The sequence below is a fragment of the Croceitalea sp. W27 genome, from assembly GCF_055693185.1.
Map to the genome: position 1 here is coordinate 779796 of NZ_CM146327.1, position 26810 is coordinate 806605.

Sequence of the window (26810 nt, forward strand, 5' to 3'; positions counted from 1 at the left end):
GATACTTCTTTTGCTTCATTTGCAAAAAATAGAGCAAATGAAGAATATTTTAGCTTGTCTTTTTTTGGTGTTGATTTCTTTTAAATCTACCAGTCAAGAAAACAAAAAAATAAGTAAGGAAATTGAGCGGTACCTTTCAAGTCGCTATAAAGAGAACCAGCCAGGTATTGCGGTACTTGTTTCAAAGAATGATAAAATTCTTTACAAGAACGGATTCGGAATGGCCAATTTAGAATGGCAAATTCCAGTAGAAACAAATACGGTATTTCAAATAGGTTCTGTTACAAAATTGTTTACAGCTTTGGCAATTCTTCAACTTGTCGAAAAAGAAAAACTCGTATTGACGGACAGCATACAAAAATACATTCCCACTTTTCCAAACAAAGGTTATTCAATTACAATTGAACAATTGTTAACACATTCTTCTGGCATAAAAGATTATATGCAAATGGATTCTGCGGATCCGTTTATAATGCGAAAAGATTTTACTATTCGTGAAGTAATTGACTTTTTTAAAGAAGAGCCATTGGCGTTTGAACCTGGTACAAGATCGTCTTACAGCAGTTCAGGCACTTTTTTATTGGGATCTATTATTGAAAATGTATCTGGAATGTCATATCAGCAGTATATCGAAGAACATATTTTTAAAAAGGCAGATATGACCAATTCGTATTATGGAGCTAATTCAAAGGTTATTCCGAATCGGGCTACTAGTTACGCTTTAGAAAAAGGCGACTACGTAAAAGGAGCGTATCGAAGTATGACGATTCCGTATTCTGCCGGAGCTTTATTATCGACCGTCGAAGATATGTATAAATGGCATCGGGCCTTATACAACTACGAATTACTAGGTGAAGAACTATTGACAAAAGCTACGACCACATCTATTTTAAAGAATGGTAACAAAGGAATTTTCGGTTATGGTGGATGGTTTGTGAATCATCTACAACTAAAGGGCAACAATGCTACGCTTGCGCATAGTGGTGGTATTTCGTCATTTAATTCATTTTTAATGTACATGCCCAATGAAGACATTTTTGTCGTTGTTTTATCCAATTTTAAAAATTCAAAAGTTCAAGAAATTACAGAAGACCTTTCAACGTTGGCCCTGGGTGAAGAACTAGCTTCAAACAACATCAACGAAGATTTGTCAAACTCTTTTAAGGGAAGATATAAGCCATCGGACGGTAGCTCAAAGATTGTAGAAATTAAAGAAATAGAAAAAAAACTAATTTTTGATATGGTCGGTAAGTTCAGATTAGAACTTGTTTCATTGACACAAAATACTTTTTTATTGAAAAATGCAAGACCGAAAGCTACCTTAGAATTTATTCAAGACCAAAGTGGAAATACCACAAAGTTAATTGTCAATCAGGGTGAGCCCTATGAATGGATTAAAATTAAGTAGTTACGAACACATCATTTGCAATTGGGTAAAAACCACAAAGACAAAATCTAATCTTTAGACTTAAGGGTGCTTAAATTTTTATATTCCATTAGTTTTTGAAATATTAATTCAAAAGATGTTTTTTTAGAAAAGCAATGATGAGATTTTGTTGTAGTTTATAGTTCTGTCGTTTGTGAAACCCATGCCCTTCATCTTTGGCCATTAAAAACCATACATCCTTGTTTTTTTGATTTAAAGATTCAAACATTTGAACCGACTCTTTGTAGTTTACCCTAGGGTCATTAAACCCCTGAACAATTAATAATGGGGAATCTATTCGTTGTACATTGGTGAGCGGAGAAATTTCGCTTAAAAAGTTTCGCATATTTTCTATGCGCTCGTCACCAAACTCTACCCGTCTTAAATCCCTGCGGTAATCACGGGTATTTTCAAGATAACTTACCCAATTGGAAATTCCAACAATATCGATTCCACATTTTAACCGTTGCGGATATTTCGCCAATGATGCCAAGACCACATAACCACCATACGATTCTCCATAAATTGACACGTTCTGTTCATCTAAGTTTTTTTCATTCTTTATCCAATCCAACAGCGCTCCAACATCTGCAATGGCATTTTCTCGATTCCAGGTGTCATCAGCCTTCATATATGATTTTCCATAGCCATTCGAACCCCTGATGTTGGGAATTATTACGGTTATACCCAATTCATTGACCAAGTACTGGTAAAAACTATTGAATCGAGGTCGTATTTGATATTCTGGTCCGCCATGAATGTCGATAAAAACCGGGGAGGGCTGTGCACTTCTTTGAGGTTTGTATATAAAAGCAGGAATAGTATTTTCAATTCCTTTAGATGTATCCACGCTTTTAAAAGTAAAAGGTTCGGCAGTTACAAAAGTCATAGCGTCAACAGGTAATTTCCCCTTTCTCGCATATTGCTTTAAAGTTTTGTTTTTAATGTCATAACAGAAAACTTTGCGATAAAAGGTGCTGGTATAAAAATTGAACCCAATTTTTGTTCCGTTGTTAGCTATCACTAGATTATCGAGAATTCCAATAGGGAAATCAGCAACCTTTTGATATTTCAAGGTTTTCAGGTCCAAAATATATAGTTTTGAAAACCCATTTTCATTTGTGCTGAATGCCGCTATTTTTCCGTATTCGTCAACGGTCAATGCTTCTATATCCCAGGGAATATCGCTTGTTATTCTCTTAAATCTTTTTTTGTTCAAATCATAATGGGTAAGTTCCAGAAATTCTGAGAATTCATCTGATACAATGAGGCAAGCGTTTTGATTGGGGATAAATTTCGCATCTGAATAAGCAATATCACTTTTGGTCGAATTGATTTGAGTACTATGGCCAGACACATCATTGATAAGATAGAGCATCTTGTTATTTTCAGAAATGACCTTTGCCGCTAATACCAAGCCTTTTTCGGCACTCCAATCATATAGTTGGCCGTCATCTGAAAAGTCTTGAAATACTAATTTCTCATTATCTAAATTGGTAAGGGACTTAAAATATAAATCTACTTCCTTAGCATTTCTTTTGTTCGACTTATAGGCCAATCGATTACTATCTGGTGACCAGAAAGGGTCATAACTTTTGTCCCCTTTCGTGGATATTTCGATAGCTTTATTTGTCTTAATATCAAATAGGAAAATCTGATAATCTTCATTGCCATCTTCATCTTCTAGATATAAAAACTTACGTTGGTCAGGTGATAAGTACGAGCTTAGATAAGAGTCAAATTTTTCATATTCTTTGATTTCTGAGTTGTATCTTTTCATGGCATAGATAACCTTGCCACCATTAAATAACATCTTCTTGCCATTTCTACTCCACCCTATAAAGGGAGGAAAATTGATAGTACTCCTATAGGTATTTAGATTGTGGTGTTCTGCGGATAGATCTGTAGAATCAATACCATAAGAGATAATATTGCTTTTTTGAGAATAGGTTTGGATACACAGAAGTAGGGTAAGAAATATTGTTAAATTGACTTTCATTTTTAATACGGTTCAAAGATTGTGTTCAAAACTAAATGCTTTATTGGGGAATAAGGTGCCACATTAAATTTGGCACCCTTTTTAGGTTAAAGGTGTATAAAGGCTACTTTCGTGTTTGCTCAAGTAGGACTTTTGGGTTACTAATGAGTTCTACATAAGGAACCTGTCATTTGTTTGGTTTCTCGCGATTTATGAACTTATGTCAGGTTGAGCGGGGTCGAAACCTCTTTAAAGGTACATTCTTTCAAGCTCTTGACTGCGCTCGGGGTGACAACTGTCTGTTTTCGTTGACATTTGTTCTCTTTTGGACTGACTGTTACATCGAACACGTGTTAATTAAGTTAACCTATGCACCAAATACTATTTCTTGTCATAAGGAATGTAGTTGGACCATTCTGATGGAGTATATTTATCAGCTATGGCGCTCTCCAACAATTCTTTATAGATGCTTTCCCCATTATCAGAGTTGGTCATAATCAGCATGCCCTTGCCCAATTCTGGAAACAGTATGGAATAATGTTGAAATCCGTCCCCATGGCCTCCTTTAGAAACTGCTTTTCCGTACGGTGTTTCAAAATAGACCCATCCCAATCCACAGCTCAGATTAATGGTATCGTACTTGGTCGTGGTGGTTGCCGCATCAGGTCCGAAGTGTTTTAAAGAATAAATTCTAATCTGAGAGCTAAAAATCTCATCATAAGATGCTTTACTAAGAAGCTCTTGATTCAAGATAGCCGTTAAAAATTTGATATAATCACTTGCCGTGGTTTCTAAGGTACTACCTGACCTTGGTTCATTATCGATGTCTTTGCCATACTTTTTTCCATCAGTCATATGACCATAGGCAAAATCTTTTTCAAATCTTGGTATCCATTGGTACGAAGAGTTATTCATTTGTAAGGGTTCGAAGATAATTTCTTGTGCAAGTTCTTCCAGTCCTTTTCCAGTCAGTTTTTCCAATACGACCTGTAGATAAACAAAACCTTCGCCGCTATAGCCATACTTTGACCCCGGAGCATTATTCACCCTTAATTTTCGGTCTGATTCAAAAAATCGCCAATTGGCAAAACCCGTTGTGTGTGCCAAGCACATTCTGGCCGTTATTTTATGGTATAGACTGTCTGTTTGTAAATCAGAATAATTATCATGCCAACGTGTTTGAGGTTCATATTCGTGTATTTTTTTAGGAAGATATGATTCCAAAGGTGTATCCAAATCAATAACATTGTCTTCGACCAATTTCATGACCAAAACACTAAAAACCGCTTTGCTCAAAGAAGCTCCGTAAATGTTCGTAGAGTCTGTAAGAATTGATTTCTTCTGAAAATCTTTGTATCCGAAGGTGTTTTGATAGACGGGTTGCTTATTATCGAAGATAGCAACTGCCACTCCTTGCACTTGGGCATCGGTAACAAGCTGATTGATTTTTTTGGTCAAAGAATCCTTTGAAATTTCGGTACCGTCCAAACGGCTGATTCCCTCGGTCTTTTGCGGGACGCAATTTGCAAAGGCCAATAAGGTAAATAACAGCAGTACGTATTTTACGGTTTTACTCTCCTTGAATTTTAGAAATGGTATGGCCAATGGATAATAACATTTATATTCTTTTATGGCATAGATGAGATTTGCTAAAACAATCAAGATACAGAGCGGGACGACCGAAATAAAAATGATAAAACCCCATTTTTCTATGGTCAGCAATGCCACAAATGCTATTGCATATAATAACAAAACTGTGATATGAAAATTAATTACTTTGGCACCATGCCTGTCATAGAGGACGTTATCCTCTCTTTTATGGATCCATAAAAACAAAGGAAAAAGAACATTGCAGAAAGGCAGCACAAAACCTAATAAAGGGGTACCGTGTAAAAGTAGCAACCACTTTTTTTGGATTGCCTCCTCTTTGGGGTTTTCCAGATTCAACAATTCGTCTACATTAATATCGAGTGCGGTAGCTAACATTTTAATGGTCTGTAAATGTGGATTTACATCTCCTTTCTCGATTCGCTGAATAGTGCGCACTGTAACCTCGGTCTTAGCAGAAAGCTCCTCTTGTGAATAGCCTTTGAGCTTTCTCTGGTAGATGAGGTTTTTTCCTATTGATTGATTTTTCATTGATTAATAATTTTGTTAAGACAAAACTATGAACATAGTGTTACTATATAGGCGACATTTAGATGTCATGTTTGTGTCATTTGCGACTTTATAAAAGAATGTGATAAAAACTAAGAACAATTTATTCTGAACTATAAAATTAAATCATGTCTTCGTTTAACAATCAATTATTGAAATTAGAACCAATATTTAGTATCCAGATGTTTCATATAACAATTATTATAGTTGCATAGGGAAAAAATCTATTTGCATTTTTGATTTATTCTTTTTGTAAAAATTAGAAAACTCCCAAAAGTAATACCGATGAATACAGATTCCAGAATAAAAGAATAACGATGTTAATCTCCAATATTTTCGGTTTTAATTTGTCAAATTGAAAATCCTTGACTATACCTCTATGCTTTTGAAGCAAAAAATATAACTAAAACTTTATTTCAGTAAACTGTATCCAACCCAAACCCTTTTCACGAATATATATAATTCAAAATTTCTTATGACTTTTCTTCTAATTAATAAAAAATCTTCAACAGCAAGCGAAACTTCGTTTCGTGCTGCAAGCCCAAATCCTTTAGACGCTCTAAAAAGTATTAAGCGGACAGTTTAGTAGCTCATCTTTCTTCTTCTAGGCCTACTTGTTTATCTTAATAAGGCTAAAGAATTATTACTCGTGATCGTTGAGTCCTAGGTATATGAATCTTTCTTTCTCTTCACCAAGCTTTTCAGCAAAATTCATCTCCGAGAAATAGTCTTGGTTAAGCCTTCTACTTAGTTCTAGGTTTCAACAATAACATGGAAAAGTTAAAGGAATAATTAACGAGTCACAGGATCTATTAGTATTTCTTCGAGCTTACCTTCTAATAATTTCCTCCGATTTATTTATTTCTATACTTTTTTAGCATAGGGCATAGCATATGCTATGTTTAAACCAAGCTATTTCGTTTTATTTATTTTAACATATTTTTAACTAATTAAAAAGGTCTATTTTACTCAAATTCAAGTTATTCTTAAATAAAATCACAATTTTTACAAACTATATTGTTTTCAACCTCTAGACCATTAACAGACTTAAAAATGCTTTTTCAGAAAACAAGGCTTAACAAAATCCTATTTTTGTTATGCATCTTCACTTTGACCAGTATTTCTTCTTTGGCAAAATCAGATACAGAAAAAAAAGGTCTCATAAGAAAGGCCGAGAAGAAAGTAGATTCGCTTTGCGATGCTTTCGGAAAGCATATGGGCTCCAATACCAAAAAAGCCTTGGCGGTTTCCATGGAAGCACTGACATTGGCCGATAGTATAGGTTATACCTTTGGCCGCATCAACGCTAAACGTAAAATAGCGGATAGTTACTTCATAAGCGGTGAGTATGAAAAAGCCTTGACCTACGCATTTGAAGGATTAAATAATGTAAAAGTTGCCCTTGCAAATGGTGACCTGGACAAATCCGACAAAGAGTATAAATCATTAATGGCCAAAACACAACGTTCCATCGGCCTTATCTACTCAGCTTTAGACTACCATTCGTTAGCCTTAAAATATTATGGGAAAGCAGAAAAGATTTTTCTTCAACAAAAAAATGCTGAATATGCTCTAGCCAAAATTTACTCAAATAAGGCAGTGGTATATATAGACAACAAAGAAATGGAGTTTGCAGAAACCATGTTGTTAAAGGCCAATACTATTTTTAAACAACAAAAAGACCCAAATGCCAAAACGAGTTTGGCCAGTAATTACACCAACCTATCCGTTATTCATCAATATTTAAAAAATTCAAATCTAAGAATAGCATATTTGGATAGTGCTACCCAAATTTTTAAAAAATTCAAAGTTTATGGCGCATTAATCAGCACAATGCACAACCAGGCCATTTATTCTTTAAGCCAGCATGATTATGAAGGTGCCCATTCCGCTTTGGGAAAAGCAGAAATAGAATTAAAAGTATTTAAGAACAAGCTTCTTCTTAGCAGGAATACTTTTTTAAGAGCAAAAACATATGGATTACAGGGTAAGGTAGCGCTCGCCGAAAAAATCATGGTCGATGAGCTCAAAAATGCCAGAGCTTTGTTGTTCACCTCCAATGCTGAAGATATTTGTAAAAGCCTAATTCAGCTTTATGACCATCAAAATAATACTGAAAATCTTATTAAATATAAAAGCATTCTATTAGATCTTCAGGCCAATAAGGAACAATATCAAGATAAAAAGGCTATTCTCGAAGAAAAGTATGCCAAGCAGTTTGACGAACAGGCCGATCTTTTTGATTTCAAAGAAAATCTCTATAAAAAGTCAAGTGGAATCGTTATCGCCATTTTTGGGCTTTTGGCCGCACAATTGATAGCGTTAATTATTCTGTTCAACAGAAAAAAATCAATTACATTAAATCAAATCTAATTGTTTTGTTTCAAAATATTTTCATATTCTCACTTTTAAAAAAAACCTATTTTACGGTCGCGGTCTTACTTTTTACGATTGTAGCCGGCATACTTTCAGGGATTTTCAATTGGCTCACGATTGATGATAGCATCTATTACATGCAATTGGCCATTTTCACTTTGACCTCGCTATCGGTTATTTTATTGATTGTATTTATTCTACCGGAAGTTTTCACCTCATTTTTTAGCACTGCTTGGAAAACCAAGGGTTTCTTTTTGTTGTTCGCATTGGTATGTGGTTTGGCCCTTGCCAAATTCGGGGTCTATGCCCTGCAATATGAATTGTCTTTCTTTAATCCTTTATGGATTAAATTTCTAGGTATCGAAGTGTTGATAGTGTTGGCGTCATTGCTTGTTTTTAGGGCTAGAACTCTTGATGCAGGGGCGAACATAGATATGGAAGATTCTCAAGAATTTGAAAAACCAAAGGAACAACTCACCATAAAAGGAGAATTGCTCAATGAAAATTTTACTTTACCAGTAGAAGAACTGCTTTACATCAAGTCTAGTGATAATTATTCTGAGTTTTATTTTAACACCTCTGAGGGAATGCAACACAAACTCATGCGACTCACATTAAAGAGTGTTGAAGAACAAATTCCGTACGACTATATGGTACGGAGCCACAATTCTTATATTGTGAATATGACCCAAATAAAATCGATTACCGGAAATGTGAACAATAGCAAATTGCACTTTAAAAACCAAGACCTGAGTCTTCCGGTTTCGAGAAGCAGGCGTGATGAAGTAATCCGTGTTTTAAAAGCTTTAGTTGATTAATCGCAATATTCCCTTCTTTTCTTTAAGAATATCGTTTGTTTTGGGATGAATGACAAGAAAATTGTCATTCATCCCAAAACCTTGTCACCAACCACAGAATCTTGTAGCTGCCTACAAAATCATTGCCTTCTACTATTTATAAACCAATCTTTGGCTCTAAACAAATTAAAACTAAAAAATCATGAAATCAATTTTACACTTTACAAAACAATTTACAACCAACTCAAAACTCGTTCTGGCATTTACTGCCTTTGCTGTTTTTACGATAACAGAGATGCATGCACAGCCTTTTAGGGCAGAGCTTCCGTCAAAGAGTTTAGGGTTATTACTGAAGGCCACGGAAGGGGGCGACATCTCACCCTACATTCTTTTTGATTCACAAAATGCCGACAGTGATGCGACTGCACTTTTCTTGCAGCGTCAAGAAGGGAATGACTTAATTTTTAGGGGCTACACCAGTATACCCGGCAAAAAATTTGCCAATCAACGTATGTTAATGAAAATGGCAGCCAATGGCAATATTGGTGTTTTTCAAAACGATCCTTTAGAACGTTTTCATGTAAATGGCAATGTACGATCCGACAAAGAATTCATCACACGTGGAAAAAATGGCCAAGCCAACTTTCATTCCCGCTTTGGCAGTGATGGCACCAACCACAGAATTGAATTACGAACAGGGGATACCCCTTACATTGATTTTTCTAATAACGTCGCCAATACGGCGGAAGCTGATTATGATGCCAGAATCGTTTTAGAGAACGAAAACGTATTGGCAGTTAAAGGAGCCCGTCTTGCTATTGGCAATACGATTGCCCCTGTAGGGTATAATCTTGCGGTAGAGGGAAAGGCCTTGGCCACTGGTATGAAAATACAATCTGTCGACAATTGGCCCGATTATGTGTTTGAAGCCGATTACGAACTAAGTCCTTTAAGCGAGCTGGAAGATTTTATCAAAACCAACAAACATTTGCCCAATGTACCTTCAGCAGCACAAGTAGCGCAAGAAAAAGGTTTTGAAGTTGCCACGATTAACAAGGCCTTATTGGAAAAGGTCGAAGAACTGACCCTATATACCATAGCGCAAGAGAAAAAAATAGCAGCGCAACAAGAGCAATTAACCGCTTTGATGACTAAGGTAGACCAACTGATTGAAAAAAAGTAAAGAAAATAACCCTTTATTTTGATAATTGGACATCAAAAAACCGTCAGTTCGAGTTTTTTCCAAAGGAATAAGTACCTGCCTGCCGGCAGGCAGGTCGAAAACAAGGTTTTTGGTTCTAAAATTCTGATTCTCGATACAATTTTTCTGAACTGGATTCAGAAAAACCACTCGAATTGACGCTTTTTATTCAAAATATACAACGGGTTAACATATTTCATTCGAGATGTAGCCCCTATAAAGCTTAGGTAGCTGCATCCCATAAAAAACAAATAATATGAAACAAATACAAATCGATATAGACCGTAAGGGTTTAGTGCAGGTCATCTTTGTGCTATTGCTTCTTTTGAGTATTGGCACCTTACAGGCACAAGAAAAAAAAACCCAGTACGAAGTACGCCCCGGGGAACCCATTTCAGCAACGTTGAAGACTTTAGAAGTCATTTATGTGTTGGAAGCCGTTGTGGATCAAAAGGAAGAGACCTTAGCGCTTAATCTTTCCGTTTATCCCAATCCGACCACCTCGCAGTTCAATGTTAATATTGAACAGCAAGGAGCCATTAAGCAGTTATTTTTTTACACCATGAATGGCAGCAGGGTGAGCGCGCCACAACTAAGGTCAACAGCCTATAGCAGCACCCATGATGTAGCACGCTTACCAAACGGTATGTACCTCGTAGTCATTGAACTGGAAAATGGCGAACGAATCACCAAGAAAATTATTAAAAATTAAAGCTCGAGTATTATGAAAAATATAAATATTATGAGAACTCTGTTCATTCTACTATTTGGTCTCTTAGTCCTCCAAACAGCTAAAGCACAAGACAATCCCCGAGGACCGATTTTTGAGTATTTTCGCGCTAGGGCATATAATATTGATTTTAGTTTCGAAAATGTAAAGTCTGAAGGAGTATTAGGGGATGGTATTAGATATAGAAAAGGTAATAGTGTTGTCTACTTGTTTGATGATGGCAAAAATGGTATTGCTTTTGAGGGAGACATAACAACTCCTGATATACAGGAATTCTTTGAACGGTATGAAAGGGGTATCAACGCCACCCCAGAAATCATCGCTCTTTCAAGAACGGCATATGCCATTCAAAACCGGGCTCTGGGCAATGTTGCCCGTGACGACGTAAAATTCTTTGATATTGGAGGCAATCTTATTACAGATGATAATTTTTTTAATTCGGGTGGCCTAATTAGCAGGGCTGAAACAAATGTTCCGGTAATTTCAAATGTCTTTAAAAGTATCACAAGACCCGGAGCCGAGTTAAATTTGGATGCCGCAGGGAAACCGGTAAACCCTTCTTTCTTTATATCAGGCTTTACTGCTAAATTAGGCTATGCCAATTTTAATTGGAACAATCTCATTGCACTTCCCGAACTTTCAGAACTAACCGACGAACTCACTGATCTCAGATTCCTTTATGAGGATTTACCATTAATTGGAGAATCAGGAGATATTATACAAGCTTTTATTGGTTTGTTCGATAAGACTGGTTCGGCTGGAGGTATAAATTTTGCAACGGAACTAACAAGTCTATATAACAAATTTGCCAACGAACAAGGTTATGACAACGAGGAAAGAACTTTTGGTATAAGAGTTGCTCAAAATGAAGACGCATCAAAATTATTAGAAAACGTTGCTGGAAGCGTAACTGTTGTCAAAATAAATCAATTTAGGGAATTAACTGGAATTCTTTCTCCCAAAGGAACCTCATCAAAGCCACTGAACAATGTCAAATCAACGACTAAAGTTCCGGGGAATCCAAAAAGCAAGGGTACCGATTATGCAAACTCTGGTGTGGATACCTTTAAATATGGGGGCGTCCAAATTGAACGAAGAGATAATAATGGTGCTGGCGGTGATAACGAATGGGAATATAATGGTGTATCTAGTACTACCTTAGGTCGAAATATTGACATATGGGATAATAGAAGTAGGGACCAACATACGCTATGGTTGCAAATTGATTATAACGCCTTAGATGCAGAGGTCAATGCCCTTAACGTTCGCTTATTTAATGGTGAAGACCTTCCTTTAGGTCTTGGGGTATCTTCAAACCCCAATATCCGATTTGCCCCACTTGCCACAGATTACTTATTAAACCGTGCCAGAGTAAATGGATTGGATATAGAGTCAGCATATAAAGAGAATATTGCAGAAGCATTTGATAACACGATTCGGTTGAGAAGAAATGGTGAACCAATTAACGCTGGCAGCGGTAATAATGACAGTGATGGAGATAATGGAGATGGTTTGCCTATAGATAATACCGATGACTTCAATTTTCCCAACCCACCAGATGACCCCAATGATTTTCCTGATAATAACTGTGACAGTGTCAATGTAATTTGTGGCAGTCGATCAAGCAATGAGGGCACATCAACCTCCTCCTTGTCATTGGTGCCCGATATTGTAATTACAAAAGAGGGTTTAAAAAACGCCAATTTTTTCGAAAGTATTTTAAAAAGAAATCATGTTAATGCGAAAAGCGTACTCTTAAAAATGTTTCATCAAGCCCTTGCCGTTCCCCACCAAAAACAAGCTTTGGTAGTGGGCAATAAAGTTGTCAATGTGCCCCAAGCTGAATTATTTCAGTATACCTACGCGGCAGCCTCACTAGCACAATACCAACTACAGACGTTCATGAACAATACAATAGAGGAGTTAAATGCTACCGATGTATGGTTGAGCATGCTACGGAAGGAAGATAATGTAATCTATAACAATATCGTAGCAAAACTCAAAGCGTTTTATGCCTCAGAAAATGGAGTTACCGATGGTTCGGTGTTTATCGCTCCCCAATTGAACTTTGAGTTGTCCATCACCCCAAAAGTTATCGTTAATAACGAAACTACCTTATCCATTAAAGAAACAACCTATGACATTGACATCGTGCTTACAAAAGCGCGTCTAGCCCTAGGGGTTGACAGCGATAAAGACTTAAAAGTTGATCTAGGGGTGATTCTCAATGAAGAAGAACTACAGTTTATACTGGATACCTGGAGCCGTGATGAAAACCAAGATGGCATCATCGACCATGGTTTTGTGATATGGTTGCAAGAACAGTTGTACAATATAAAAAATGGGTTCTCCAATGTATTAGTAGATGGAAAATATTTTCGCTATGCAGCCTTTAATCAGGTCATCTTGCCTCTTGCTGCCGCCGAATTCTACAAACAACAGCTGAAAGCCAATACCGAAATAGGCGCTTATTCCCCAGAACTTCTGGCTATAATCGATGAGGACAATTTAAGAGATCGAGATTTAATGGCACAAAAAACCATCAAGTTCGACCGACACACCGCGCTTTTAACGGAGTACCATTACACCGATGGGACGAACAAAGATGAAGACATCATTTTCCATCCGTCCCATACTAAAGTGTTTTGGAACCCTGTGACCTTGGTGCATAAAGGCACTGTGAAAGAGAAAAAAAGTACTCCAATCGCAACTAATATAATGCCTGAATCATTGGCTATTTCATTAGATTTTTCCAATGTCGGTTTTGATTTAAAACCTGATGTGTTGATGTTGGGTATAGGTAGTGCAGGTAAAATTACACTCACTAATACGACAAACAATGTATTGGCACCAGCGACCTATGTTTTGACCACCAGTACGTCTGAAGATGCTCTATATTTTGATGTAGCCAAATTTGATGTGCCCGAAATGGCTATAGGAAATACCGTAGAACTGTTTTTTGATTATACAGCCACGGCTGCCGATAGCGAGTCACAAAATATGGAAGAGTTCAGATTACATAAAGTTGGTGATTTTAACAATATTCTTTTTAGAAGAGATTTTCTTATTCAAGAAAACATTATAGAAGCAATTGATTTAAATTCTTTTTGTGAAGAATTACGGGGTTCTTATGCAACTATTTCTAATGAAGAGCTTGTTTTGGCAGGGGGAACCGTCTTATCAGGTAATATTATCGAAAGTACAGGCAAACTCACCATTAAAGCAATCGATGCCATCGACTTAACAATAGGGTTTGATGCGAAACCAGGGGCAACTGTAGATTTTGCCTTGACCGATTGTAGCGAAGTGAAAAACATAACTATATCGACTATCCAAAACAATTTACAATAATTACAATGTAAATAGCATTCTATGAGAAAAGGTATGCCCCCGATACCTTTTTCAAGATACCAAGGCAAGTTTGTGCTTGCCTTGGTTTTCTATACGATTTAAAGTAGTGTGTACCCCAGCCTTACCACAAAAAGACCTATGACCAACTAAAGAAACTACTGTAAACTAAAATCGTTATGCTGATTTATACCGCAAATACCGAAACAATACTAGTTGACCTTATACTGTTGGTTGTTGTATTGGTAATCATCTTGGCTACTATAAGCATCTTTAAAAAGTATAAAGAATGATTTATTATATTGCCCTCACCATCTCTTCTTTCTTTTAAAAAACCGCACAATTAACAAATGAACAATCACTTTTTTCCTTACAACAATTAAAAAATTAGAATTAAATTCTTTCCTTTTAAATTGTGTTTTCCAATTGTTGCAAATTTAAGGTTGATTAATATCTTACATTAATCTTATGTAAATTAAAATTCTCTTAGAGTATCTTCTAAAAAATAATATAACGCCCTATTACAAATTATAGAATTACGAGAAAATTTTAATGAATTTTTGGTGAAAATTTTTTAGACGGTTTAAACAAAAGCACCAAGAATTGTTTTGCTATTATCTATATTTTTGGGTAGATTGTATTTAGCTAAAGTTGACTTGTGTTACTCGGTGACACTGTCAAAAATAAATATGTGCAACAACCTCATAGAACAAATTGGTCAAGCATACCGTACTTTGTTTAGCAGGTCTTTCTCAATTGAGTAGAAAAAATGAAAGAAATTCAAATATTATCTAATTCTGAAATATTATCCGCAACTCTTTTTGAAGGTATTAAAAATGATTCCGTATTAATTATTGCTTCTGCTACTGGTGTTAAACAAGAATATTACCAAAAATTTGCTCAATTTACAGCTCGTCACGGTATTTCTGTCGTAACTTTTGACTACAATGGTATTGGCCGCTCCTTAAAAAAACCAATTAGAAAACTTAAAAATAATGCGGCAGATTGGGGTAAAAATGATCTAGAAAGTATTATCCAATATGTAATAAAACATTATCCAAAATCGAAAAAAGTAATACTTGGGCATAGCATTGGAGGCCAATTAATTGGACTTTCAAAATCATCAGTAGAGTTAGATAAAATAGTTTTAGTAGCAGCACAATCTGGTTACTGGAAGTTTTGGAAGGGTCTAGGTAGAATTAAAATGTGGCTTAATTGGTACATTCTTTTTCCTTTACTGCTTAACATGTTTGGGTATTTGAAATCTAAGAAAATTAGTGGAATGGAAAATCTTCCAAAAAATGTTGCAAATCAATGGCGAAATTGGGGTAAGAACTATAATTATATTCTTGGTGATACGTCAATAAAGAATACATACTACAATAAAATAAAGGCAGATGTTACTGCCTTCAATATTGAAGATGATAATTTTGCTCCGATGGATGCCGTTCAATGGATGACCACGCAATATAAAATTGCAACAAAGAAGTCAATTTATCTTAAACCCAATGATTTTGAGGTCGAAAAAATTGGCCATTTTGGAGTATTTAATGAAAGGTTCAATAATTCAATTTGGACTCAAATATTGAACGAGATAAAATATTGAGCCACTAACGTTGGCTACTCTCTAATCTATTAGAAGTGCTAAAATGAATTCAAAATTTATTGAAATATCAAAGTTCTTTGAAACAGAATATCCTTTAAACAAAGATGGTCTTCAAGAAATGCTTTCCCTATTCCAAAAAAAAACTTTTAAAAAAGGAAGTCGTATTCTTTACGATGGTATGGAAGAAAGACAGCTTCGATTTTTAAACAGTGGTGTTATAAGAGAATTTTATACATCGCTTGATAAAGAAACCAATATAAATTTTTATACAAAACCACAATTCATTACTGATTTATATTCTTTTAACAATGACGCAAAAACAAAAAAAAACCAAGAAAGTATAACTGAAATAGAACTTATAAGTGTAGAAAAAGAAGCTTTTCGTACTTTACTTGATAAATATGAATGTGGTAAATCTTTTATGTATATATCGTTTCAAAAATTACTTCGACAAAAAGAACTTTTAGAATATAATAGAATTACAAAAACGGCTGAAGAATTATATAAAGAACTATTCATTTATAAACCTAGCTGGTTAGAAAAAATACCCCAATATCATCTTGCATTATATCTAAACATTACACCGGAAACCTTAAGTAGAATTAGAAAGCGTATTTCTTGATTCAAATCAATGGAGATTGTTGTTTTGAGTCTCATCTTTATAAATAAAATTATAAACGATGAAAATACATCACATAAGAAATGCAACAATGGTTTTGGAAACCAATAGCAAGATTATTCTAATTGATCCAATGTTAGGCTCAAAAGGCACTGCTGGTCCTCCGTTTACATTTTTTAGATTTAAACCACAACGAAACCCTATTCTGGATCTACCAGATAATGCAATGAAAATTGTTGAGAAAACTACTCATTGTTTAATCACGCATCTACATCCAGATCATTTAGATAAAGTAGGTCAAAAATTCTTAAAAGAGAATGAAACTCCTGTCATTTGTAGCATTAAAGATGCAGCCACCCTTAAAAAGAGAGGGTTAAATGTAACTCAAACCGTGGATTATTGGAGCCAAACACCTTTTCTTGAAGGAACAATCGAGGGTATTCCGGCGAAACATGGTTATGGCTTTATATCCAAACCTGCAGGTAATGTAATGGGATTCTATATTAAATTACCCAATCAACCCTCTTTATATTTAAGCTCAGATACAATTTATACAGATGATGTAAATAAAGTTCTAAAAGAATACCAACCAAATATTAGTGTAGTAGCTTCTGGATCAGCTCAATTTGATGTTTTCAAACCTTTATTGATGACGATAGGAGATATTGTTCGTTTTGTTCAAAACGCTCCTGGGAAAGTTATTGCAAATCATTTAGAGGCAGTCAATCATTGTCCTACTACAAGAAAACAATTAAGCAATGAGTTAAGTAAGAATAAACTGCTACAAAAAACATATATTCCGAATGATGGAGAAGCCATTGAATTTGAATAAAGCCAGCTACAGAAGACGGTTAATTTGCAGTCTACATTAAAGGTGCGTGGTAAACCTAGGGAGGTTATTTAATAGTATTTATTTTTCTTATTTGCTGAGAGGCTTGCTTTACCAGATAGTTCGGGATAACTAAAAACAATAAATTTCTCGATACCTCCATGCCGACAGTTTTATGAGTGGCTTCATCTCAACTACTCACCGGAAATTTACTTCCGGAATAAGTACCATCACTATCCCAAAACATCTTAGTCATTTGAAATGAATAGTTGACTACATCGTAATCTTCCATACCTACAACACCAATGTAAATATTGAAACTATTTAAGATGAAAATTCATTTAAAAATAGTAAAGTAAGTGACCAGTTTTTGTGGAGAACATCCAAATATTAAATAAAAGTGTAAAGACTACCTTATCTCGTCCTATTTTAGGAATTACAACAATAGGTTTAAGTTATAAAAGAGTTCTACCATAAGTAAATATTACCATACATCAATTTTTAGGACTTCTTTTTAATATAGTTTTGTTTTTTTAATCAAATCATTCTCAAAATGAAAAAAATAACAACAATTTTAATTGCAATTACTATGTTTTCTTCTTGTGGTAAAAACAAGAAAGAGAGTAAGCCTATTGAACAAAAATTAAATAGTAACACTGAAAAAAGCGCAACAATGAAAAAAGTATTATTTGTATTGACAAGTCATGAGGATTTAGGAAATACTGGAGTAAAAACTGGTTTTTGGATTGAGGAATTCGCAGCACCTTATTATTTATTAAAAGATGAAGGAATAGAAATTACTTTAGCATCACCTAAAGGAGGGCAGCCTCCAATTGACCCAAAAAGTAATGAGCCTGATTTTCAAACTCCGGCAACCGTAAGGTTTAATAAGGATAAAGAAACTCAAGAAATCTTATCTAAAACAATAAAATTAGAAACAGTAAATCAAGCAGATTATGATGCCGTTTTTTATCCTGGAGGACACGGACCTTTATGGGATTTAGCCGAAGATAAAAATTCAATCGCTTTAATTGAAGATTTTTATAAAAATAATAAACCTGTTGCTGCCGTTTGTCACGCTCCAGCTATTTTTAAACACACAAAAAACACTGATGGAACATCTTTGGTCAATGGAAAAAAAGTAACAGGATTTTCAAATAAAGAAGAAGAAGCTGTTCAATTAACTTCCGTTGTACCATTTTTAGTCGAAGACATGTTAAAAAGCAATGGTGGAATTTATTCTAAAAAGGCTGACTGGAGTCCAAATGCAGTTGAAGATGGTTTATTAATAACTGGGCAGAATCCTGCGTCTTCAGAATTAGTTGCTGAAATCTTATTGGAAAAACTACAATAAAAACTGTTTACAATACAATCAGTATGAAATAGCGATTTGGGTTATGCCTCAAGTCGCTATTATTTTTTGTTGTTTTTAAAATATATTTATTTGTTCGCTACAAAAAGGTCTCGTCAACTAAAACAAATTGCATGACAGATGCGTTGTATACTTTTTGAAAAGAACATGGTTGTGAGAAAAATACTTAATTCACAGAAAACATAGAGTATATATGAGCGTTTAAAGATGACCTTTACGTTTATATAGATTTAGAAACATAATCAAAGTATTTTTAAAACTCTAAATAATTCTACAGAATTTAAAGGTACAATCTTGAGAGAGTAAAAATAGTCAAGATATTAACCACTTACTAAATATTTAATGCACACATAAAAACCCCAGATTTAATTGATAATCTGGGGTTTAGAGTCACAGATTGGAGGGCGCCATTCTGTTTCTGCCATGCATAAGTAGGTATAGTTCAATTAAAATTGGTTATTTGGGAATTGCAAAGCAGGTTAATTAATATGTTGTTTATTATCATCAAATTGGTCTCTTTTATTTATACTACAAATTAATGACTATAGTCTGGGCATTAAAAGTGAGTTTTAGTATTCGGTGAGTTATAAAGACTATTTGGGATACCAATGACCAATTAACAAATCCATTAATTTAATGTAGCTAAGAAGTGCGTTTAACTGCTACTTATTTTAATTGAACTAACTGGAATCAAAGTTTTCTTAAAAACAAAAATATAGAGGAGGTTATCAGTTTCCTTTATTAAATCATCAATTTCGATTTCCAAGCCAAAAACGTACCTCAATAAGCTTTCAAAACATAAATTCTCCGTTATATTGAGATAGGCAGATGGCGGCTTTTAAGGAAATTAAAAAACGCAAAGAATAAAACATTCATTGCGTTTGAACTAAAAAATTATGAAATGAATCCTATATTTTAGCCTAGGTTCTGTTTGAAACTAGCAAAAGGCAAATTACAATTATGAATCTTTCAGAAAATAAGGTTGAAAATGAAAATGGTTTTGTCAATTTCAATTCAAATTTTGATTAATTTGAAATATATTCTTAAATGACTTTATCTGCACTTTCTTAAAAGAGTATGGCTTTACATGATTAATGTTAAAGTTAAATAATTTCTCCAACAAATTTCAAAACGTTAAAACAATACTTTTTTCATCAACTATTTTTCGCAAATTTCTTATTGCATAACGCATTCTACCAAGTGCTGTATTAATGCTTATATCTAAATCTTCCGAAATATCTTTAAAGCTAAAACCTTCATAGATACGTAACATCAAAACCTTTCTTTGATCTAGTGGTAATTCTTCAATTAATAGATGTAGGGTATCATTTATTTCCCCGACTATCATATTCTTTTCGCGTGTTGGTTTGCCGTCACTAATTGTTGCAAAAATGTCATACTCACAAATAGATTCAAATTTTGACATTCTCTTGTGTTTTCTAAAATAATCTATGATAATGTTACCGGCTATTTTCTTTAGCCAAGGGTAAAACTTACCTTCTTCTCTATATTTTCCACCCTTTAAATTTCTAATTGCTTTGATAAAAGTATCTTGGAAGATATCGTTGCTTACCTCCTTGTTTTTAATCTTAGAGTTTATAAATGAAAAAAGTTTTCTGTCATATTTATAAATAAGGGTTTCCAAGGCATTTTCATCCCCATTAATGTATTTGTTCACTAGTTTTGAATCTTCCATCTTTTTTGAGTTATAGTTAATATTAAAGTAAGGGTGTAATTCTGCTATTACATGTAGCATTTGAATTCAAAGTAAAGCCTAAGAAAGGTTATAAAGAAAAGGCTTTTATTTGCTAGTGCTTTTAAATTATTATTGAGCACTATTTTGAATTATTCGGAAGACACCTTAGGGATTTAGACAACCCGCTTAGATAGAAATAGAACCGTGTTGACCTGAAATTCTGCAAGCATAGCTTAACCGTAATTGGTTCTTATAAAGAGCGATAAAAACTAAATGTAAGACAGAGAATACTACTATTCGAACCACACAACTTTTAATGAAAGGTCTGGTAGCCATTAGTGTATATCAAAATTAAAAAATATACAGTTTCTATAATTATAATCTAAATTTAGAAAAGATTGAAACATCTTCTTTTTAACACAACTTAATTTTCTCAGATAGAAAAGGTTTAATCATTAAAATTTGTGCTGACTATTTGCTCTGAATTGTATATTTCCATAACCCACTTTTTTCCTTGATACTTTTTTTGAAGATTTGAAGCTATAGCATTATGTGCATCATCAATAGTATCAAATGATGCAATAAAAACATAGTTCATTCCATTTTGTTTATTAAAAAAGTAATCTACCTCTATCTCTTTCTTTCTTTGATTTTCAATAAAAGCGTCCAAGTATTTTTTAGTCTTAAACACATTTATAATAACATAAAAACCAGATTTCATTGCAACTAGATTTGAATTGGTCACCTCTCTATTGTGCAAAGCCTTATTTGCTTTAATTGGGCTTTCAAATTTCTTCGACCCTATCTTACTTTTTGAGGTTCTAGGTGATTTTTTAGCATCTCTAAATTTGGAGGTAGTGTTAGAAGTTACCTGAGTTTTTCGGTCAATTTCATTTCTAAGAAGTCTAACGATATTCTCGAATCTTTTTTCGAATAACTCATTTCGCTTGGTCTCTAAGGAGTCTTGCCTTTGCATTAATTCATCCAGAATCAGCCTATTTTGTTGAGCTAAATTGGTCTCTAAATCTTTGGGGCTATTTTTTTCAGATTGTAATTTTAAAATTTGCTCTTCATAATTTTTAACAATGTTGTCTATTTTGGCATCGGATGAGCTTGACGATTTTATGTAATCAGATGATATTTGGTCCTTAAAAGTATATGCAAGGGATAATTCATGATTCCAACCCAAATTAGCGCCTACTTGGTCAATATCTTTCTCCATTAAATATCCAAGAGAAAGTTTTTTGCTTATACCTACACCCATACCTAGTGAAAACCCATAAAAGTCATCAATTGAAGATTGCAACCATCCATAATCAGGAAGTTCAAGTAATAGGGAACCTCTATAGGAAAGTCCGTTTGATTGCTTTTGACCTATTTGTAACATTGGGATAAGTCGTGCCTTATTGAACATTCCCCTAGCTGCACTAAAAGAATGTCTATATTGGAGCATTGCTCTGGTATTTTGCGAATCAAAACCAGAAATTAAGTTATTTGTTTTTTGATCATACTCTAATAATCTGGTGGCATATAATCCAAAATCAAATCTACCCAAACTTATAGTGATTGCAGGTTTTACAGAAAGTATATTCTCTTTTTCTGATCCCTGTAGAAGTGGGTCATCCGCGGCTGCAACGATAATACTACTATCAACGCCCTTGCTTAAATAGGTAATATTTGTTCCAAATGTCAAATTGCTTCTTTCACCTAGTTTTACAGTTTTCGCGTAATTGGCATTCAGTCCAAATCCGCTTAACACTCCTTCTTTTTGGTTAAACACCCCTATACCCAAGGCTGCTGTTTCGTTTAAAATATTACTAAACCCGATGTAGTAATTTTGAAGATTGTTTTCAAAAGTGGCATATTGATTTCTATGAATGATACTTAGATAAGATTTATTCTCGCCTACTAAGGATAAGGTAGGATTGTTTAAATAATTATTAAAGTATATTTGATTGTGAAACGTATTATTAAAAGAGAGGTCTCTATTATTTTTTTCTTGAGCGCCGACTCTCTGTGTCCCGAAAGTCCAGAGACCTACTAATAAAATAAGGAATATGACTGTTTTCATTAGGTAAGATTTTGTATGTTAAATTTAGACAATGTCTTATTTATGCTTCAAGCAAACGATACTACATACGCTTGCTCAATTGTCGAAAAGCACATCTTTGAGCTTGCTCTTTGAAACTATTTAAAGGTTGGGAATTCTCAATAGGTAAAGAATCAATAAAATCATCTTCTGCGGTATTGAAAGGTGCTTTTAGGTGGAGTGATTTAGATACTTTGTTTGCGGTTATTTTCGTAGCATAAATATCATATCCTCCATAACCCTTTTGCCCATTCGAAGTAAAGAACAATCTGCTTTCGTCGAAAGCTCTGGGGTAAAATTCATTTTTCTTGGTATTTACATTAGGCCCCAAATTTTTTGGGTTTTCTAAATCCCCATTAGAACGTATTTCTGAAACATAGATGTCGTATTTACCGAAAGTACCAGGCATATTTGATGCATAAAATAGCATCTTTCCATCCTTAGAAACTGTAGGATGTAGCACAGAATAGTATGGTGGGCATATTGTTATTGGCACAATAGCAAACCATCTGTCTTTTACTAATTCTGCCCTATATAATCTATAAACCACTTGCTTCTGAGAAAAAATACCAGTAAGAGGTTTTTGATATTCTTTTTTGGAAAAGAAAATGAATTTTTTATTTGGCGTTTCACAAAAAGGTTGCTCAGTATTATTCCAATACTTTATTTTTTCGTTACTTAAAACTTGATTCCTTTTCGAGGAATAATCTTTTCTAATTGAGTTTTGCCATTTTTTTTCTTCTTGCCACAAATTAGCAACAGAACCGTTCAGTTTCTGAATTGCGAATAAAAAACGTTCTTTTAAATTCTTCTGTATAGGGTAGTTGCCATTTAAGGTTAGACGTTTATAGTACCAAAGTGCTGCGTTTTGGTACTCACCCAGTAAGAAACTCGTATTGCCCAAATCTTCAAATATCTCTCTATCCAAAAATCCAAGTTTTGACAATCTCTTATAATCTTCATTGTTTTTTATTTCTTTTAGTGTTAAGCCCAACTCCTTCTCTTGTCCATAAAGCGGGCTCAGAAAAATTGTTGTAGTAGCTAAAAGAAGTAAGTAAAATATAGCAAGAAAAGTCTTCATAAATTCAATTCAAGGATTCATAAAATATTAGGACATCTGTTATTTCCAATTAATTTGCATCTAACATGGCTGCATTTTTTTCAACACTTCTCATTTAGGCCTATTAATCTTTGCTATTATCATAGCCCTATTCTTAATTAGGATTCATATTACCAGAGACCATATAAAGAGTAATGGAGCAGTATTAAAATCAAAAAAAGTGAAAGCAAGAACAATGATTTAGCTTTATAATTACTGATATTGTTATCATTCATGACATTTTTTTAAATTTTGCGACTATATATTATAAATACTATTGAGAGAACATAAAACAATAGAATAACAGCATATTCTAGGTGTGTATTTTTTTTCATTATTTGATGGTTAAGATTAATATAGGATAAATCTAATTCCATCATTTTTCATATGGTAGTGCTAGTTATTATCGGGTATAAATGACTTATTTTTTGGCAAGGATTGCTTTTAATTCTATTACAATTATGATTCCCAAGAATTTCATGTTTATGCTAAAAAATAATTTTGTGTGAATTGACTAAAACAGAATTACTTTCTACACTTAGCATTTCCATTTTAAGTTATTAGAGGCACATTTTTTAGAAAGAATATTGATCTAATCTCTCTATTGATTTAGAGATTCTTCTATTTTGACAGTTTTTTCAGTTGTTATTTTTAAAGACCTAAAAACAGTCATTTGAGATTTATAGAATTCTATGCTTGCGTCATCTTCTAGAATACAAGATTTTAAAAATGAGGTTAAATTATCATATCTTAAATTGGTAGGCATGACCTTTTGGGTAGTTTTACATTTTTGATTCCTTTTGTCCGTATTATCCAAAATAATATTCATGAAAACTCTTTTCTTATCATAATCAATAAGTACATCAGAGCTATTATAACACCTTTTTATCAAGTTAATATGGAGTAATTGATGGAGTCGAAACTGGTCTTTATTTTCTTTTTGTGTATTTAACAAATTTTCAAGTCTGTAGATCGTAACTAATGTTGATGTTTTCATAATAGAGTTTTAAAATTGTTCTGAAAGAATTATTTCTTTCCTCTAAATAATTACATGTAAAAAGGAAATCAAACAGGTCTTTATTAATAGGTTTTTTATTGTTATTATTCTGTAGAATTAAAAGCTCTGATACAATAAAATGAAGAAGATAAGGGTCTCTATTCGCCAGAAAACCCGTTGAGCCCTTAATACCTTACCAGCTTTTATGAGCTTACCAAATAATAATAGATGCAGACCTGATAATAATTGAATATTTCCAATTACTCATCTTTAAGCTAATTTTCCATCAACGATCAGATAGTTGATTATGAAAACAGGTATGCTAATAGTTTTGTTATTTTCCTTTTTGTTCAAAGGCAGATCACAGGCTGAAGATTATCAATTTAACGACCTACTTCAAGAAGTTCATCAATCTATTCCAACACTTAAAAACAATAGGATTGACAGTTTGAATAATAAAATAGAACAATTTTGGAAAATTTCAGAACTACGTTTAGCAGATAGTTCAAAATTGAAATATTATCATTACAAAGGAGATTTGGCCCTCAAAAAGTGGAATTCTAATCAAGCGATTGAATATTATACCAAAGCAAAAGAACTTTCCAATTCAGATGCAGAGCTCTTTCAAAGTCATATAGGTTTAGGTGTATCATATCAAATAAAAGATAGTTTTGATATTGCAGAAGAACATCTTTTAACAGCAGTCTCATTGGCTCACCAATCAAGAATAAAGGTGAATATTACTGAAAGCTTCGCTGAAATTGCAAATCTGTATAGAGAAAAAGAAGATTTTGATTCAGAGTTAAAATACCTTGATAGCTGTTTAAAAGTAGATAGTACCAACAACAAGTGTCTTTTATTAAGAGCTAACTACAATACTAAAAAGGGAGATTATTTAGCTGGTCTTGAAGGTCTTTGGGATGTTATTATTAAAGATAAACAGTTCAACGATATCAATACCATTTATGCAGTAATGACCTTGGTAAATGAATATATACAAGCTTCTGGTCTAGATAAAGCTGAAGAAATTATTGACCTTGTACTTGCAAATGAGCGTGAATGGCACGAAGGAATAGTCGGTTTTTTTCTTTTAAAGAAAGGAATAATAGAAGTCAAGAAAGGAAATTTAGAACTAGGAATGCAAAATTTTATCAAGGCAAGCAATGCAAACCAAAGAGCAGATTTTCAGAATCGTTTATGGATGGAAATTTATCTTTCTGACCCCAATAGAAACTTAAAATATGAAAATCTGTTCACTGTAGATGATCCCATACCAATGTATTCATCAGTAATCAATGGACCTACAGGTGATTTTTTAAGATTAATGAACACTATTCCCAAATGTAATAGTGTTGACCTATTGCAAAGCACACTTGACCGTTTCAATACGAATTCAAAAAATCTTAAAACTTTTACTGTTGGCCAGAAAAAAGTATTTTATTCAAAAATGAAAGAGGCAGCACTCAAAATGAAAAATCTGGGCCTTTATACTTCATATGTTAGCAAAAGTGACTCACTTATGTTTTCTTCAAGAAGAAAAAATCAGATTAAAACCAACTATTTTTTAAATGCCCAATTGAACTATTATGAAGATCAGTTATTTGAAAGTGGTTTTAAGCTTGACCAAACTACAGCTGCCTTTTTACGGGCAAAAAAAATCAATAGGGTATATTTAGTTTATTCCATTATCATTTTACTTAGTTTTTTAATGGTTCTTTTCCTTTTTTTTAAAACAATCAAGCAGAAAAAAAAGAACCAGAAACTGATTCAAAAAATAAGTGCTACCAATGTTAAATTAGAACAATATGCAAATGAATATGAGGCAATGCTACTCATTTTGAGTCACCATGTCAAAAAACCGGTGAACCAATTGTACTATAGTTTAAGCAATCTAAAGAACTTGTTGAAATCGACTGGTGATGAACAAGCCAATTTTTTAATACAAACTATATCAGACACAACATCTGAGTTATCAAACCGAATTTCAATTGTGCTCAGTTTACTTAAATATAGGATGAACAGTGAAGAAAACACCAATTTTAAAAAAGTAAGACTTGAAGATCTTATTAAGGAGCGGGTTGCAAACTTTAAAGAAATGAAGTTTGATATTTCAAGTACTATCACATCAGATAAAACTATTATAGGTAATTACGATGCCATGGCCATTATATTCGATAATCTTTTAGAAAATGTAAAGAAATATCAAGAACCCGGAAGTGAGGTTGTAATTCAGATGGCTGAATCGCCCAATAATAAGACCAAACTTCTAATAAAAAATAAGATTAATTCTAACTTGATATCCAATAGACATAGAAAAGACAAAAAAGATAGTTTTGGTCTAGGTGAAAAAATTGTAAAACGACTTTGTGAAGAATTGAAAATACATTTGGATATTTCAAAAGATGGAGATTGGTATTCGACAACATTATTATTCAGTTTTGGATATATCGAGTAAAGAATTTAGGTGTAAGTGAAGGATGCATTTTGACC

General features: G+C 33.7%; 17 protein-coding genes. 11 read left to right on the forward strand and 6 right to left on the reverse strand.

The window, feature by feature from the left end:
• Positions 1-37: 37 nt before the first annotated feature.
• The gene (locus ACZ1GR_RS03635; protein WP_472610879.1) at positions 38-1408 is read left to right on the forward strand and encodes a serine hydrolase domain-containing protein; all 1371 of its coding nucleotides are present in this window, start codon (positions 38-40) and stop codon (positions 1406-1408) included.
• Positions 1409-1511: 103 nt separating this feature from the next.
• Here ACZ1GR_RS03635 and ACZ1GR_RS03640 read toward each other — a convergent pair whose 3' ends face one another.
• Entirely contained in the window at positions 1512-3425 is a 1914-nt protein-coding gene (locus ACZ1GR_RS03640; RefSeq protein WP_472610880.1) for a S9 family peptidase, read from the reverse strand.
• Between the two features lie 360 nt (positions 3426-3785).
• Complete coding sequence (locus tag ACZ1GR_RS03645; RefSeq protein ID WP_350288044.1) at positions 3786-5543, reverse strand: serine hydrolase; 1758 nt, start codon at positions 5541-5543, stop codon at positions 3786-3788.
• Positions 5544-6614: 1071 nt separating this feature from the next.
• On the opposite strand from ACZ1GR_RS03645, the gene ACZ1GR_RS03650 reads away from it, so the two are divergent.
• The 9 genes from ACZ1GR_RS03650 (at position 6615) to ACZ1GR_RS03690 (ending at position 18421) form a co-directional block, all read left to right on the forward strand.
• Positions 6615-7934 carry a hypothetical protein gene (locus tag ACZ1GR_RS03650; protein ID WP_472610881.1) on the forward strand — a complete coding sequence of 440 codons (1320 nt, stop codon included), beginning with the start codon at positions 6615-6617 and terminating at the stop codon, positions 7932-7934.
• 5 nt (positions 7935-7939) lie between these two features.
• The gene (locus tag ACZ1GR_RS03655) at positions 7940-8755 is read left to right on the forward strand and encodes a LytR/AlgR family response regulator transcription factor (RefSeq protein ID WP_472610882.1); all 816 of its coding nucleotides are present in this window, start codon (positions 7940-7942) and stop codon (positions 8753-8755) included.
• A gap of 181 nt (positions 8756-8936) precedes the next feature.
• Complete coding sequence (locus ACZ1GR_RS03660; protein WP_472610883.1) at positions 8937-9917, forward strand: hypothetical protein; 981 nt, start codon at positions 8937-8939, stop codon at positions 9915-9917.
• Between the two features lie 274 nt (positions 9918-10191).
• Positions 10192-10647: a T9SS type A sorting domain-containing protein gene (locus tag ACZ1GR_RS03665; RefSeq protein ID WP_472610884.1), complete on the forward strand. Its 456-nt coding sequence runs from the start codon at positions 10192-10194 to the stop codon at positions 10645-10647.
• 30 nt (positions 10648-10677) lie between these two features.
• A complete protein-coding gene (locus ACZ1GR_RS03670) occupies positions 10678-14016 on the forward strand; it encodes a hypothetical protein (RefSeq protein ID WP_472610885.1) in 3339 nt (1112 codons plus the stop codon).
• A gap of 766 nt (positions 14017-14782) precedes the next feature.
• Entirely contained in the window at positions 14783-15619 is an 837-nt protein-coding gene (locus ACZ1GR_RS03675) for an alpha/beta hydrolase family protein (protein WP_350288038.1), read from the forward strand.
• A 43-nt stretch (positions 15620-15662) separates the two neighbouring features.
• Entirely contained in the window at positions 15663-16241 is a 579-nt protein-coding gene (locus tag ACZ1GR_RS03680; protein ID WP_350288037.1) for a Crp/Fnr family transcriptional regulator, read from the forward strand.
• 58 nt (positions 16242-16299) lie between these two features.
• Positions 16300-17070: an MBL fold metallo-hydrolase gene (locus ACZ1GR_RS03685; protein WP_472610886.1), complete on the forward strand. Its 771-nt coding sequence runs from the start codon at positions 16300-16302 to the stop codon at positions 17068-17070.
• A gap of 550 nt (positions 17071-17620) precedes the next feature.
• Complete coding sequence (locus tag ACZ1GR_RS03690) at positions 17621-18421, forward strand: type 1 glutamine amidotransferase domain-containing protein (protein ID WP_472610887.1); 801 nt, start codon at positions 17621-17623, stop codon at positions 18419-18421.
• A 1144-nt stretch (positions 18422-19565) separates the two neighbouring features.
• Here ACZ1GR_RS03690 and ACZ1GR_RS03695 read toward each other — a convergent pair.
• From ACZ1GR_RS03695 to ACZ1GR_RS03710, 4 genes are all read right to left on the reverse strand, one after another.
• Positions 19566-20135, reverse strand: a complete 570-nt coding sequence (locus tag ACZ1GR_RS03695) for an RNA polymerase sigma factor (RefSeq protein WP_472610888.1) — start codon at positions 20133-20135, stop codon at positions 19566-19568.
• Positions 20136-20583: 448 nt separating this feature from the next.
• Positions 20584-22206 (reverse strand): PorP/SprF family type IX secretion system membrane protein, encoded by a 1623-nt coding sequence (locus ACZ1GR_RS03700; RefSeq protein WP_472610889.1) that lies wholly within the window; start codon positions 22204-22206, stop codon positions 20584-20586.
• 61 nt (positions 22207-22267) lie between these two features.
• Positions 22268-23305, reverse strand: coding sequence for a TolB-like translocation protein (locus ACZ1GR_RS03705; RefSeq protein ID WP_472610890.1), 1038 nt, complete (start codon positions 23303-23305; stop codon positions 22268-22270).
• 619 nt (positions 23306-23924) lie between these two features.
• Positions 23925-24320 carry a hypothetical protein gene (locus ACZ1GR_RS03710; protein ID WP_472610891.1) on the reverse strand — a complete coding sequence of 132 codons (396 nt, stop codon included), beginning with the start codon at positions 24318-24320 and terminating at the stop codon, positions 23925-23927.
• A 307-nt stretch (positions 24321-24627) separates the two neighbouring features.
• Between ACZ1GR_RS03710 and ACZ1GR_RS03715 the strand changes: the two genes are divergently transcribed.
• Entirely contained in the window at positions 24628-26775 is a 2148-nt protein-coding gene (locus ACZ1GR_RS03715) for a GHKL domain-containing protein (protein ID WP_472610892.1), read from the forward strand.
• The last annotated feature ends 35 nt before the right edge of the window (positions 26776-26810 follow it).

What these genes read in the sequence shown, in the direction of transcription:
- ACZ1GR_RS03715 (WP_472610892.1), top strand. Translation starts at nt 24,628, where the DNA reads ATGAAAACAGGTATGCTAATAGTTTTGTTATTTTCCTTTTTGTTCAAA.
- ACZ1GR_RS03665 (WP_472610884.1), top strand. Translation starts at nt 10,192, where the DNA reads ATGAAACAAATACAAATCGATATAGACCGTAAGGGTTTAGTGCAGGTC.
- ACZ1GR_RS03685 (WP_472610886.1), top strand. Translation starts at nt 16,300, where the DNA reads ATGAAAATACATCACATAAGAAATGCAACAATGGTTTTGGAAACCAAT.
- ACZ1GR_RS03695 (WP_472610888.1), bottom strand. Translation starts at nt 20,135, where the DNA reads ATGGAAGATTCAAAACTAGTGAACAAATACATTAATGGGGATGAAAAT.
- ACZ1GR_RS03680 (WP_350288037.1), top strand. Translation starts at nt 15,663, where the DNA reads ATGAATTCAAAATTTATTGAAATATCAAAGTTCTTTGAAACAGAATAT.
- ACZ1GR_RS03705 (WP_472610890.1), bottom strand. Translation starts at nt 23,305, where the DNA reads ATGAAGACTTTTCTTGCTATATTTTACTTACTTCTTTTAGCTACTACA.
- ACZ1GR_RS03710 (WP_472610891.1), bottom strand. Translation starts at nt 24,320, where the DNA reads ATGAAAACATCAACATTAGTTACGATCTACAGACTTGAAAATTTGTTA.
- ACZ1GR_RS03670 (WP_472610885.1), top strand. Translation starts at nt 10,678, where the DNA reads ATGAGAACTCTGTTCATTCTACTATTTGGTCTCTTAGTCCTCCAAACA.
- ACZ1GR_RS03660 (WP_472610883.1), top strand. Translation starts at nt 8,937, where the DNA reads ATGAAATCAATTTTACACTTTACAAAACAATTTACAACCAACTCAAAA.
- ACZ1GR_RS03645 (WP_350288044.1), bottom strand. Translation starts at nt 5,543, where the DNA reads ATGAAAAATCAATCAATAGGAAAAAACCTCATCTACCAGAGAAAGCTC.
- ACZ1GR_RS03640 (WP_472610880.1), bottom strand. Translation starts at nt 3,425, where the DNA reads ATGAAAGTCAATTTAACAATATTTCTTACCCTACTTCTGTGTATCCAA.
- ACZ1GR_RS03635 (WP_472610879.1), top strand. Translation starts at nt 38, where the DNA reads ATGAAGAATATTTTAGCTTGTCTTTTTTTGGTGTTGATTTCTTTTAAA.
- ACZ1GR_RS03690 (WP_472610887.1), top strand. Translation starts at nt 17,621, where the DNA reads ATGAAAAAAATAACAACAATTTTAATTGCAATTACTATGTTTTCTTCT.
- ACZ1GR_RS03675 (WP_350288038.1), top strand. Translation starts at nt 14,783, where the DNA reads ATGAAAGAAATTCAAATATTATCTAATTCTGAAATATTATCCGCAACT.
- ACZ1GR_RS03650 (WP_472610881.1), top strand. Translation starts at nt 6,615, where the DNA reads ATGCTTTTTCAGAAAACAAGGCTTAACAAAATCCTATTTTTGTTATGC.
- ACZ1GR_RS03700 (WP_472610889.1), bottom strand. Translation starts at nt 22,206, where the DNA reads ATGAAAACAGTCATATTCCTTATTTTATTAGTAGGTCTCTGGACTTTC.